Here is a 12787-nt window from a genome sequence, read left to right on the forward strand (position 1 = left end):
CCGTCAATGTCATCGAAACGGATCATCCCCCCGGCGGGCGAGGCACCCCTTTCCGGGTTCGAACGCCACCGCCGCGCCTTGCGCGCCTGGCTGGGGCGCCGCCTGGGCAATGCCGCCGATGTCGACGATGCCGTGCAGGACGTGTGGCTGCGCGCGCACGAGCGGCTCGACAGCGGCGCGGTGGACAATCCGCGCGCCTATCTGTTCACTGCCGCCAACAGCGTGGTGCACGATCGCGCCCGCCGCGCCGGGGTGCGCCACGAACGCGCGCACCGGTCGCTGGAAGAAAATGATCATCCCGTTGAGTGGATCACGCCCGAGCGCGTCTTGGAAGGCAAGGAGGCGCTCAACGTCATCATGAACCGGCTTTCGACCATGCCCGAGCGGACGCGCGACGTGTTCGTGCTGCACCGGTTCGAAGGCATGGCCTATGCCGAAATTGCCCGCCGCATGGGGATTTCGGTCAGTTCCGTGGAAAAGCATATCATGAAGGCGCTGCGCCTGTTGCTGGAGATCGAGGAATGAGCGCGGACCACAGCCCTGACGGGCGCGAGGAACGCACGGCGCAAGAGGCGGCCATCGTGCATTTTGCCGCACGGCGCGGCGGGCGGCCCGTGCCCGTGCCCGGCGATGCGCCCACCCGCGCCGCCCTGGCCGAAGTGGAGGCGCTGTGGCAGGCGCTCGATGGCTGCGCGCAGAGCGACGAGATTGCCGCCCTGCGTGCCGCGGCGCTGGCCCGTACCGCCCCGCCCACCATTCGGCGCCGCCCATGGCTGGCGGTGGCCGCCACGCTTGGTGCGCTGGCGGTGGGCGTGGGCGGCGTCTTGGCGATGCGATCGGGTAGCGTGCCGCAGTCCGCCGCGCCGCAGCTGGCCATGCGCGCGCTGGAAAACGGCGCAGCCGCGCCGCGCACCGTGGCCCTGGCTGATGGCACCGCGATCACGCTTGACGCGCATAGCCGCGTGCTGGTCGGCACCGATGGCGGCCAGCGCCGCGCCACCCTGGCGCAAGGCCGCGCGTTCTTTCGCGTGGTGCACGATGGCGCGCACCCGTTCCGCGTGACCGCCGGCGATCTGGCCGTGACCGATGTGGGCACCGTGTTTGAAGTGTGCCGCGATGGCGATGCCGCCGCCGTCACCCTGATCGAGGGCGCGGTGGACGTGGCCGCCCCCGGCCTGGCGCCGCGTCGCCTCGCGCCCGGCCAGCGCCTGACCCTGCGCGGCCAGACAGCGCTGCTGGGTCAGGCCGATCCCGCCGGCACGCCCGGCTGGCAGGATGGCATGATCGCCGCCGACGCCGAGCCGCTCGGCACCCTGGTCGCGCGCTTCAACCGCTATCTGGCGCGGCCGCTGGTGCTGCGCGATGCCCGCGTCGGCAGCCTGCCGGTCAGCGGCACGTTCCGCATCGATGATCCTCAGGCACTGATCGCGGCGGTCGCCGCCATGGGCCACCCCGGCGCGCTGGCCCAGCCGGCCGCCGCCGCCGCTCACCCTTCACCCCAGACACAATAACCAAGCCATTCTTTTCAGGGAGCTTTGCAATGAAGAAGACCTTGCTGGCCGGTGTCGCGCTGGCCATGACTATGGCCTGTGCCCCAGCCATTGCGCGCGATTATGTCATCCATGCCGGGCACCTCATCGATGGCATCAACCCTGGCGAACGCAGCCAGGTCTCGATCGTGGTGCACGATGACCAGATCACCGCAGTGCAGGATGGCTTTGTCACGCCCGCCGGGACCGAGGTGATCGACCTGTCGCAGGGCACGGTCATGCCCGGCCTGATCGACGCGCACGTGCACCTCACGCTCGATCTCACCAAGGGCAATGCCCTGCTGCAAAGCGTCACGCATAGCAGCTATGACGAAACGCTCGATGGCGTGGGCAATGCCCGCCTCACCCTGCTGGCCGGGTTCACTTCGGTGCGCGATGTGGGCGGCGATACCGCCGTGGTCGTGGCGCTCAAGCGCGCGCAGAAGGCAGGCACCATTGCAGGCCCGCGCATGTGGGTTTCAGGCAGCATCCTGAGCCCCACCGGCGGCCATGGCGATCCGGCCAACGGCTTTGATCCGGCGCTGACCAAGCCCGGCTGGCAGGATGGCATTGTCGACGGGCCGGACGAGGCGGTGAAGAAAGTGCGCGAGCATTTCCGCGACGGCGTCGACCTGATCAAGATCGTGCCCTCGGGCGGCGTCGCCAGCGTGGGTGACGATCCCCAGGCCCAGCTGATGACCGACGCCGAAATCAAGGCCGTGGTCGATACTGCCCACACCCTGCACCTGCCCGTGGCGGCCCATGCCCATGGCGCCCAGGCGATCGACCATGCCAGCGCGATCGGCGTGGATTCGATCGAGCATGGCAGCTTTGCCACCTCGACAAGCTATGCGATCATGAAGCAACACGGCACCTATCTGGTGCCCACGCTGATCGCCGGGGCTACGGTGGTGGAATTCGCGCAGAAGCATCCCGAACTGCTCGGCCCGTCGATGGCGGAAAAGGCCATGGCGGTAGGGCCGATCATGGCCAAGAACCTCTATGCCGCATGGAAAGCGGGCGTGAAAATCGCGTTCGGCACCGATGCCGGCGTCTATCACCACGGCCAGAACGGGCGCGAGTTCGAACTGATGGTCAAGGCCGGGATGCCCGTGGCTGACGTGCTGCGCAGCTCGTTCGTGGGCGCGGCCAACCTGATCGGGGAAAGCCGCATCGGCGCGATCCGCCCGGGCGCCTTCGCCGATATCGTCGCCACCGACAAGGACCCCATGACCGATATCACCGAACTGCAGCGCGTGCGCTTTGTCATGCAGGGCGGCCGCGTGGTGAAGGATCACGGCGAGCCGCGCATCTGATCGCCATGACAAAAAGGGGGGATGGGGCTGCCCGGCCCCATCCCCCCCTTTTGCAGGTGCTGAACTCAGAAGTTGAGCGTCGCCGTTGCAAACACCTGGCGCGGATTGCCCCAGTAGGTGGTCAGCACGCCTTCCTTGCCCAGGGTCGGGATCAGGTTGCCCGCCGGGGTATAGGTCAGCGCCCCGGTCGTGGCATTGCCCGCGACATAGGTATAGCCCGAGGTCTTGTAGCGCTTGTCGAGGATGTTCTTGCCATAGACGCCAAAGGTCCACCGCCCGCCCGGCGCACGATAGAACACGCTGGCATCGAACAGGGCATAGCCGGCCTGGTCGAGATAGGGGTTGGGCACTTCGAACTGATAGGTCTTGCTCTTCCACGACACGCCGCCGGTCACGTCGACCGCACCCGTGCCCACCGGAATGGAATAGCTGGCCGAGGCACTGCCGGTCCACGCCGGGGTATTCTGCACCTTGCGATAGGCGGCCACATCAGTCGGCTGGCCAGCAATCAGCGTGATGTATTTGAGGTACTTTGCGTCGATATAGCCGAGTGAGCCATTGAGCGTGAACCCGCCCAGCTTGAGCCGCCCTTCGGCTTCCACGCCCTGCATCCGCGCCTTGCCGGCGTTGGACACCACCCCGCAGAAGCTGGGCAGCCCGCCCACCGTGCACGCCACCGAGCCGGGGATCTGCACATCGGTATAGTCCATGCGGAACGCGGCGAGGTTGAGCGACAGGCGGCGGTCGAACAGCCGGGTCTTGACCCCCAGTTCATAGCTGTTGACCTTTTCCGGGCGGAAGCTGAGGAATTCGCCCTGGGTCATCCCCGGCGGCGCATTGACGCCCACCCCGCGCGGATCGAACCCGCCGCCCTTGAAGCCCTGGCTGAAGCTGGCATAGACGGTGTTGTCGGTGTTCGGCTTCCAGTTGAGCGAGACGCGCGGCGTGAACTTCTTGTAGTCCGCGCTGCCCAGGAAATTGGTGCTAGGGGCGCCAAACGCCACGCCCGCCCCGCCAAACACCGGCGATCCGCCGCCCAGGTAGTTCTGCCGCAGGATCTGGGCATAGCGCTTGTCCCAGGTATAGCGCCCGCCCGCTTCCAGGCTGAGATGATCGCTGAAATCATAGCTGAGGTTCGCAAACGCGGCCGAGGTATCGGTGCGGATATTGGCGCCAGTGAACGCCGCCAGCCCCGGCACGGTGGTGAAAAGCCGCACGTCAAACTGCGTCAGCGCCGTGGCATAGAGATAGTAATAGCCCAGCAGCGCGTTGAACTTGCCCGAGTTGTAGAGCAGCTGGATTTCCTGGCTCCACTGCTTGTTGCGGTAGTAGGCCGGCACGTCGACGTCTTGCGAGGCGGTGGCATCGAAATCGATCGGCGAGGCGCTGTCATCCTTGCGGAACGCGGTGATCGACCGCAGCGTGAGGTGGTCGGTCGGCTTGGCTTCCATGAACAGCGACCAGCCCCAGGCCTTGACGTCCTGCTTGGGGCTGTTGAGCCCGGCCTGGGTATCGAACACGTTGGCAAGCACCGGCGCACCGGTCAGCTGGCCGGGAATTTCGCGGTGGCCGCCACGCGGGTTGGACATATCGTGGGTATAATCGCCGGTGAGCCGCGCGAAGAAATCGGTGCCGTGCACTTCCACCGTGCCACGGCCGGCCCAGATATCCTTGTTGTAGTTCGAAAGCCCCGTGGTCAGGTTGCGGCCAAAGCCGCCGCGCGTCAGCCGCGCCACGGTGCCGCTGGCGCGCAGCACGCCATCGCTGGTCAGCGGCGAGCTGACCGTGGCGACGCCATCGGCCTGGTCATAACTGCCATAAGTGCCGCGCAGACGCAGATGAAAGGCATCGTCGATCTTGCGGGTCACATACTTGATCGCGCCGCCGATGGTGTTGCGGCCATAGAGCGTGCCCTGCGGCCCGCGCAGCACTTCCACCCGCTCCACGTCATAGATATCGAGCACGGCGGCCTGCGGGCGGTTGAGATAGACATCGTCGAGATAGATGCCCACGCCCTGTTCGAAACCGGACACCGGGTCTTGCTGCCCCACCCCGCGAATGAAGGCCGACAGCGTCGAGTTGGTCCCGCGCGAAGGCTCCAGCGTCACGTTGGGCACTTCGTCGGCCAGCGCGGTGATGTCTCCGACGCCCTTGGCCTGCAGTTCATCGCCGGAAAACGCGGTGATGGCGATCGGCACGGAGTTGAGCGTTTCGCTGCGGCGGCGGGCAGTGACGATGATCTCGCCGTCGCTGGCGGCGCCAGCCTGCGCGGCCGCGCCGCTGGTGTCCTGCGCCAGGGCCGGGGCCGGCAGCGCGCCCAGCGCCACGCCGGCAAACAGAATGGCGGAAATCGAACGAATGCGGGTGCTGGCGGTCAGAGCCATGGTCCTCTCCTTGGCGCGACGGTCTTGCCTTGCCGTCGCTTGGTGAGGGCACAATACTGAAAGGTGAACCGACTTTCAACTTTGAATCCGCAAGCACCGCATCATATCGCAAAGATCTGTTGCCAAGTTGCTGCACCTGCAACGAAAAACGGCGCCAGGCCAAGGCCGGGCGCCGCGTTTTCAGGTCTCTGTCACCACGCGCAACCGCGCGGCGCATCAGGCTTTACGGTCAAATCGCGGGGTCATCGTCGATCGGCGAATTGAATTCGTGCCACAGCCCGTTGATGATGCCAAAGCCCACGGCCAGGCCCAGACCGAGCACCCAGGTGAAATACCACATGGCGACGTCCTTTCAGTAAAAATCAGGATTGGTGCGCACATCGCGCAGGGTGATGCGCCCGCTCAGCAGGGTCATGACCCAGGCGGTATAGGCCAGCACGATCGGCAGGAACACGATGGTGCACACCAGCATGATGAACAGCGTGAGATGGCTGGACGAGGCATTCCACACTGTCAGGCTGGACCGCGGATCGATCGAGGACGGCAGGATATAGGGAAACATCGAGCAGCCCACGGTGGCGATGATGCCGGTGGTGGCCATGGCCGTGCCCACCAGGTTTACCAGGCCCTGCCGGCGCGCGATGCCCCACAGCGCCACGATCGGCCCGGCCAGGCCCAACAGCGGCGCCGCGATCATCCAGGGGTGCGCGCCATAGTTGGCCAGCCACGCGCCGGGCGTGGCCACGCTGGCGGACAGCAGCGGGTTTGACGGCCCCTGCGGATCGACCGTACCGGCCAGGGCCATGCCCATGTGCCCCTTGGCCACCATCACCCCGCCGATCACGAACAGCGCGATGCTGGCAATCGCCGCGACGCGGGCAATGGCGCGGGCGCGGTTCAGCACTGGCCCTTCCTCGATCTTGATCGCCAGCCAGCCCGCGCCATGCAGCGCCAGCATGGTGACCGACAGCAACCCGGTTAGCAGCGTGAACGGCGTGAACAGACCCAGCAGGCTGCCTTCATAGGTCATGCGCAGATCGCTATCGAGGCGGAATGGCGCGCCGGCCAGGACATTGCCCACCGCCACGCCAAAGACCAGCGCCGGCACAAAGCCACCGACGAACAGCGCCCAATCCCACCGCGTGCGCCAGGCCGGATCGGGCTTTTTCGAACGATACTTGAACGCCACCGGCCGCAGGATCAGCGCCGCCAGCACCAGGAACATCGCCAGGTAGAACCCGGAAAAGCTGACGGCATAGACAAACGGCCAGGCGGCAAAGATCGCCCCGCCGCCCAGGATCAGCCACACCTGGTGGCCTTCCCAATGCGGCGCCACGGCGTTGATCACCAGGCGGCGTTCGGCGTCATTGCGCCCCACGAACGGCAGCAGCGCGGCGACGCCCAGGTCATAACCATCGGTCAGGGCAAAGCCGATCAGCAGCACGCCCAACAGCGCCCACCAGATGACCCGCAGCGTTTCATAATCGAGCGGAATATGCATGGCCCTTGCCCCTTATTCTGCCGGCAGCGGGGCAAAGCCCGCGTCCAGGGGTTGCGTTGCGTCTTGATCGTCGGTGTCGTGGTGTTCGATCGGCCCCTTGCGGATCTGCGCCAGCATCAGCCGCACCTCGATCACGGCAAGCCCGCCATAAAGCGCCGTAAAGCCCACGATCGTGGCCCAGACCTGCGGCACGGTGAGTGAGGACGCACCCAGGAACGTGGGCAGCACGCCGTCCACGGCCCAGGGTTGGCGGCCGATCTCGGCCAGCACCCAGCCCGCCTCGATCGCCAGCCACGGCAGCGGGATCGCCACCACCGCCAGTTTCAGGAACCAGCGCCGCCGGAACCGGCAGGTGGAAGCGCACCAGAATGCCGCACCGAACAAGGCGATGAAGCCAAAGCCGAGCGCCGCCATGCCGCGAAACAGGAAGAACATCACCGGCACGTTGGGCACCGTGTCCCACGCGGCCTTGAGGATCAGCTTGTCATCGGCGCGGCGCGGATCGGCGACATAGCGCTTGAGCAGCATGGCAAAGCCGATATCCTGCTTGTGCGCCTCGAACGCGGCTCGGGCGGCAAGGTCGGTGCGGTTGGCCTTGAGCCGCTCCACCGCGTCATAGGCGATCAGCCCGCTGTGGATGCGCCCGTCGGCGCGCAGCACCAGTTCCTCGATCCCGTCGATCTTGCCGGTCAGGCTGCGCGTGCCGATCAGGCCCATGACATAGGGCACCTTGACCGCAAAATGCGTGGTGCGCGCCGCCACGTCGGGCAAGCCGACCAGCGTGATCGCGGCGGGCGCCGGCTCGGTTTCCCACATCGCCTCGATCGCGGCGAGCTTCATCTTCTGGTTGTCGGTCAGGGTATAGCCGCTTTCATCGCCCAGCACGACGACCGACAGCGAGGACGCCAGGCCAAACGCGGCTGCCACCATCATCGAGCGGCGCGCCACGTTGGTCCACTTGCCCTTGAGCAGGTAGAACGCCGAAACCCCCATCACGAACGTGGCCGCGCAGACATAGCCGGCGCTGACCGTGTGCACGAACTTGGCCTGGGCCACCGGGTTGAACAGCACGGCGGAAAAGTCGGTCACTTCCATGCGCATGGTTTCGGGGTTGAACGTGGCCCCCACCGGGTTCTGCATCCAGCCATTGGCGATCAGGATCCACAGCGCCGAAAGATTGGTGCCCAGCGCCACCATGAACGTGACCGCCAGATGCTGGCGCCGGCTGAGCCGGTCCCAGCCGAAGAACATCACCCCCACCATGGTGGCTTCGAGGAAGAAGGCCATCAGCCCTTCGATCGCAAGCGGCGCGCCGAAGATATCGCCGACATAGTGGGCGTAATAGGCCCAGTTCGTGCCGAACTCGAATTCCATGGTCAGGCCGGTGGCCACGCCCAGGACAAAGTTGATGCCGAACAGCTTGCCCCAGAAGCGCGTGATGATGCGCCAGATCGGCCGCTTGGTGATCACATAGATGCTCTCCATGATCACCAGCATGAACGACAGGCCAAGCGTCAATGGCACGAACAGGAAATGGTACATGGCCGTCAGCGCGAACTGAAGGCGGGATAATTCGATGACTGCCATGTCCATGGCCGCGTTCCCTCTGCTATGGCTCCCCGTCGGGCCCTGCCGATCGGCGGCAGGCCACACGATCGGGAGAAGCCCTGCCAAAAGCGCGACAGGGGCACGCCACCGCCCTTAGCCCCCGCTGCGCCGCAGCATTTTGACGGCGATCAATCCAGCGCCGGTTTAATTGGCGCAAACGCCGATTACGAAAAGGAAAACCGGGCAAAACGCGGGTTTCCTCGAATCGATTACCGTTTATATCACGATTTCCTGTTATAAGAAGATGGACAGATTGTCTCACAAGGCCGCACCTGCCCGCGATTCCCGCCCGGCGACCCGCCCTCCGCGCAGCCTGCGCCCCACCGCGTGGTGGCTGGCGGAAAGCGCCGGCGCCATTCCGGTTGCGGCGGGCCTGGCCTGGGCGGTGGCGTCGCGCGCCGATGGCACGCTGCCGGCCTGGCCGGCGGCCGCGCTGCTGCTCGCGGGCGGCGCCTGGCGCGCCCTGGCGCTGGCCTGTGCGCGGCTGACCGGGCAGGCCGCTGCGGCGCGGTTCCAGCACGGCCTGCGCCAGCGGCTGTGGCCCGCGCTGCTGCCCAGCCGCACCGCGCGCGGGGCGCTGGTGGGCGAAGACGTGCACCTGGCGGTCGATACCGTCGATCGCACCGAAGGGCTGGTCGCGCGGTTCCTGCCCTTGCGCGGGGCCAGCGCGCTGGGGCCGCTGCTGATCGCCCTGGCCGTGGCGCCGGCCAGCTGGGTTTCGGCCGCCATCATGCTGGCCACGCTGGTGCCCTTCGTGTCCGGGCTGATCCTGGCCGGGGGCATGGCGGCACGCCGCGCGCAGGCGCAGCATCGCGCGCTGGAGCGCGCCTCGGGCCTGTTCGTCGATCGCATCGCCCATCTGCCGCTGATCCTGGCATCCGGCGCGGAAGAGCGCATCGGTCGGCAACTGGCCATGGCGACGCAGGATGTGGCGCGGCGCACGATGGGCGTGCTGGCAGTGGCCTTTGCCTCCAACGCCATTCTTGAATTCTTCGCGGCGCTCTGCGTGGCGCTGGTCGCGGTCTATTGCGGCTTTGCCCTGCTCGGCCTGCTGCCGTTTCCCGCGCCTGAGCATCTCACCCTGGCGCGCGCCTTCTATACCCTGGCGCTGGCGCCCGAATTCTACCTTGGCATGCGGCGCCTGGCGGCCGCCTATCACGACAAGCAGACCGGCGAGGCCGCATTGGCGGCGATCGACCAGGCGCTGGCCCATGCCGCGCCGATCGCGGAACGGCCAGCACAACCGGCAACGGCAACGCCGCGCCACCTGCACGGCGCGGGTGTGGTGATCGCCTATCCCGATGGCACGCGGATCGGTCCATTAGCGTGGGATTGGCGTGGCCCTGGCCTTCATGCCGTGACCGGCGCCACCGGCAGCGGCAAATCCTCGCTCCTGCTCGCCTTGATCGGGCAGGCGCCGTTGGCCGAAGGGCAGATCGTGGCAAACGGGGCACCCTGGCCTGGCGGCGCGGCCAATGCCCTGATCGGCTGGGCCGGGCAGGCAGTGTCGCTGCTGCCTGGCACCCTGGCGAGCAACCTGCACCTGGCGCAGCCCGGCGCGCAACGCGATGATGCCGCATTGGTCGACCTGCTGACGCAGCTTGGCCTGGGCCCGATGCTGGCGCGGCGCGGCGGCCTTGCCATGGCGATCGATCATCGCGGCGCCGGGCTTTCAGGCGGAGAGCGGCGGCGCATTGGCCTCGCCCGTGCGATCCTGTCGGGCCGGCCGTTCCTGCTATTGGACGAGCCCACCGCCGATCTCGACCCCGCCAGCGCGGCGGCGGTGCGCGCCGTGCTGGCCCGCTGCGCGCAAGACCGCCTGGTGGTGGCCGCGACCCACGATGCCGATCTCGCCGCCCTGGCGCAAACGCGCTGCGCGGTTGACGCCGCCGCCACCAGGAACGCGGCATGATCGCCCTGCTGCAAGCGCCGCTTGCCCGCCAGCGCGGCGTGTTGCGCGCGGCGATGGCCTGCGCGATCGTGGCCGCGCTGGCCGGGGTGGGCCTGCTGGCCACTGCCGGCTGGTTCCTGGCTGGGGCCGCCCTAGCGGGTCTGGGCGGGCCGCTCGCGGTCACCGGGTTCAACTATCTTTTGCCCAGCGCGGGGATTCGCGCCGCCGCGATCGGCCGCACTGCCAGCCGCTATGGCGAACGCATGCTGGGCCACCGCGCCGCGCTGTTTGCCCTGGCAGAAGTGCGCGCCGGCCTGTTTGCCCGCATTGCACAGGCGGCGCTTTCCGGGCGCGAGGCCGGGCGCAGCGGGGAAATGGCGGCGCGCTTTGGCCGCGATGTCGATCTGCTGGAAGACGCCGCGATCCGCCGTGTCTCCCGCGTAGGGGCGTGGGCGGCCGCAATCGTCGCGTTGGCCTGCGCGCTGGCGCTGGGGGTGGCGGCGCTGATCGTGCTGGCCGCGGGCCTGGCAGCCATGCGCGTGGCCGGCCCGGCGATGGCCACGCGCCTGTTGCCCGCGCGCCAGGCCGAGCGCGCCCGCGCCCATGCCGCACTGGCCGCCGATTATGCCGAAATGGCCGCACCGGCGATCGATATCGCGGTCTATGGCCTGGCTCCCGCGCTGGCCGAGGCGCTGCACGAGCGCGCCACTGCGCAATGCCGGGCGCACCACGCCGTGGCCCAGGCCGAAGCCTGGCTTGCCGCCGTGCAGGCGCTGATCGCGGCGGTGACGCTGGCGGCGATCGTGCTGATGGCCCAAGGCACCGCGCCGCTGCTGGCCCTCGCCCTCCTGGCGGCCATGGCCGCGCTGGAGCCGTGGAGCGCACTGGCCGCGCACGATGCCAACGCGCCCGATACCCGCTTGGCGCAGGAACGGCTGGAACAGGCCGGCGCCACCCTGGCCACGGCGCAGCCCGCGCCAGTGCTGGCGGCGCGGCCCACGCTGACCATTGCCGGCACCGCCCTGGCTCCCAGCGCGCGGGTGCTGATCGCCGGGCCATCGGGCGCGGGCAAGACGCGGCTGGTCGAAACCCTGGCTGGCTTGCGCGATGATGCGCCACAGGCGCTGGCGATCGACGGGTACGATCCGCGCGCGCTGGGCCTGGCAGCGGTGCGGCCGGCGATCGCGCTGATGCCCCAGGCAGCGCCGCTGATCGCCGGCACCGTGGCCGATAATCTCGCCCTGGCGCGGCCCGGCATCGATCGCGCGGCGATGGAAGCGGCGCTGCACGTGGCCTGTGCCGATGACGTGGTGGCCGCCCTGCCCCACGGTCTCGACCAGTGGCTGGGCGGCGATGGCGCGCGCCTGTCGGGCGGACAGCGCCGGCGCATTGCCCTGGCGCGGGCGCTGCTGTCAGGCCGCCCCTGGCTCGTGCTCGACGAGCCGAGCGAGGGGCTGGACCTGGCGACCGAGGCGCAGTTGCGCCAGCGCCTCGCCGCCTGGCTGGATCAGACCGGCACCGGCCTGCTGCTGGTCAGCCATCGCCCGGCGATGGCCACCCTGGCACAGCAGGCCATCGCCCTCGGCTGATCTTGCCAGGCCTGATCGTTACCAGCCACGCCCGCCCCAGCCGCCGCCTTGATGGGCCGAGGCGTTGATCCAGCCTTCGATGCGGTCATAGCGCATGGCGATGCGGTTGACCGAGCGCCAGTCACCCTCGCCGCATTCGTTGCGCTGGCGCCCTTCCAGATCGTCGATCGCATCGTGGATGCGGCCGGCCTGGCGCGGATCGATATCGCCTTCGTCCACCTCGTGGCGCAGGCGCGCTTCCAGGCCATGGGCGCGCTGGCCCGAACAGATGAAAGCCATGCGGCGGCCCTGCCAGTCGCCACCGCCGCCGTAATAGCCGCCGCCATAGCCCTGCCCCCCATAGCCCTGGTTATATCCGCCCCAGGCCTGGGCCTGGGCGGTTTGCGCGGCCGTGCCGCCAATGGTCAGCGCGGCGGCCATGATGGCGGCAATGCGAATGGTCTTCATCTTGTGTCTCCCACCTCGGGTCTTGTCGTCCCGGAAGACACGCTATGACGCGGCCGCTGCCGCAAACTTGAACTGGCTGTCGTCTCTCATTCAGAATGTTGCTGGCCAAAATTTTGCTCGGCTGCCACGACGCCGCTGTCGCACATCGCGCACATCGCGTGGATCACGCCGGCCACGACGGGATCCTTCAGGCTGTACCAGCGCACCTGCGCCTCGCTGCGCACGTTGACCACGTCTTCGCCGCGCAGCAGCGCCAGGTGCTGCGATACGCCCGATTGCGACAGCCCGGTCAGCGCCACCAGTTCGGTCACGCTCACCTCGCCCTCGTCCATCCGGCACAGCATCAGCAGCCGCTCGGGATGGCTCATCACCTTGAGACGGCCGGCCATGTGCGCGGCATTGGCCTTGAGCTGGGAAAGATCGGTCGGTTTCATCGCACCTCCCGAAATAGGGCAAACCGCCCGCACGGCAAGACACCGCCGGAATTTGGCGCGATCCTGCCCAAACGGGCTGGAAAACGGG

The 12787-nt window shown here is 68.0% G+C and carries 11 protein-coding genes; 5 read left to right on the forward strand and 6 right to left on the reverse strand.

Annotation, left to right across the window (positions count from 1 at the left end; genetic code table 11):
- Window positions 1-6 precede the first annotated feature (6 nt).
- From FHW97_RS09080 to FHW97_RS09090, 3 genes are read left to right on the forward strand one after another with little or no spacing between them, the layout of a single operon-like run.
- The gene (locus FHW97_RS09080) at window positions 7-525 is read left to right on the forward strand and encodes an RNA polymerase sigma factor (RefSeq protein ID WP_168352235.1); all 519 of its coding nucleotides are present in this window, start codon (window positions 7-9) and stop codon (window positions 523-525) included.
- Window positions 522-1511: a FecR family protein gene (locus FHW97_RS09085; protein ID WP_168352236.1), complete on the forward strand. Its 990-nt coding sequence runs from the start codon at window positions 522-524 to the stop codon at window positions 1509-1511. The genes FHW97_RS09080 and FHW97_RS09085 overlap by 4 nt, the downstream gene beginning before the upstream one ends.
- Window positions 1512-1540: 29 nt before the next feature.
- The gene (locus tag FHW97_RS09090) at window positions 1541-2845 is read left to right on the forward strand and encodes an amidohydrolase family protein (RefSeq protein ID WP_171798746.1); all 1305 of its coding nucleotides are present in this window, start codon (window positions 1541-1543) and stop codon (window positions 2843-2845) included.
- Window positions 2846-2910: 65 nt separating this feature from the next.
- Here the strand turns inward: FHW97_RS09090 and FHW97_RS09095 are convergent, their stop codons facing one another.
- The 4 genes from FHW97_RS09095 to FHW97_RS09110 form a co-directional block, all read right to left on the reverse strand.
- Window positions 2911-5229: a TonB-dependent receptor gene (locus FHW97_RS09095; protein WP_171798747.1), complete on the reverse strand. Its 2319-nt coding sequence runs from the start codon at window positions 5227-5229 to the stop codon at window positions 2911-2913.
- A gap of 229 nt (window positions 5230-5458) precedes the next feature.
- Window positions 5459-5569, reverse strand: coding sequence for a cytochrome bd-I oxidase subunit CydX (cydX, locus tag FHW97_RS09100; RefSeq protein ID WP_022674874.1), 111 nt, complete (start codon window positions 5567-5569; stop codon window positions 5459-5461).
- A 12-nt stretch (window positions 5570-5581) separates the two neighbouring features.
- A complete protein-coding gene (cydB, locus tag FHW97_RS09105; protein ID WP_022674873.1) occupies window positions 5582-6730 on the reverse strand; it encodes a cytochrome d ubiquinol oxidase subunit II in 1149 nt (382 codons plus the stop codon).
- 12 nt (window positions 6731-6742) lie between these two features.
- Window positions 6743-8323: a cytochrome ubiquinol oxidase subunit I gene (locus FHW97_RS09110; RefSeq protein ID WP_022674872.1), complete on the reverse strand. Its 1581-nt coding sequence runs from the start codon at window positions 8321-8323 to the stop codon at window positions 6743-6745.
- Between the two features lie 259 nt (window positions 8324-8582).
- On the opposite strand from FHW97_RS09110, the gene FHW97_RS09115 reads away from it, so the two are divergent.
- Entirely contained in the window at window positions 8583-10250 is a 1668-nt protein-coding gene (locus FHW97_RS09115) for an ATP-binding cassette domain-containing protein (RefSeq protein ID WP_171798748.1), read from the forward strand.
- A complete protein-coding gene (locus FHW97_RS09120) occupies window positions 10247-11818 on the forward strand; it encodes an ATP-binding cassette domain-containing protein (protein ID WP_171798749.1) in 1572 nt (523 codons plus the stop codon). The genes FHW97_RS09115 and FHW97_RS09120 overlap by 4 nt, the downstream gene beginning before the upstream one ends.
- 18 nt (window positions 11819-11836) lie before the next feature.
- On the opposite strand, the gene FHW97_RS09125 is transcribed toward FHW97_RS09120, so the two are convergent.
- The gene (locus tag FHW97_RS09125; protein ID WP_062784264.1) at window positions 11837-12265 is read right to left on the reverse strand and encodes a hypothetical protein; all 429 of its coding nucleotides are present in this window, start codon (window positions 12263-12265) and stop codon (window positions 11837-11839) included.
- Window positions 12266-12351: 86 nt separating this feature from the next.
- Window positions 12352-12699: a helix-turn-helix transcriptional regulator gene (locus FHW97_RS09130; protein ID WP_171798750.1), complete on the reverse strand. Its 348-nt coding sequence runs from the start codon at window positions 12697-12699 to the stop codon at window positions 12352-12354.
- Between the last annotated feature and the right edge of the window lie 88 nt (window positions 12700-12787).

This window comes from Novosphingobium sp. SG754, assembly GCF_013149315.1.
GTDB lineage: Bacteria > Pseudomonadota > Alphaproteobacteria > Sphingomonadales > Sphingomonadaceae > Novosphingobium > Novosphingobium capsulatum.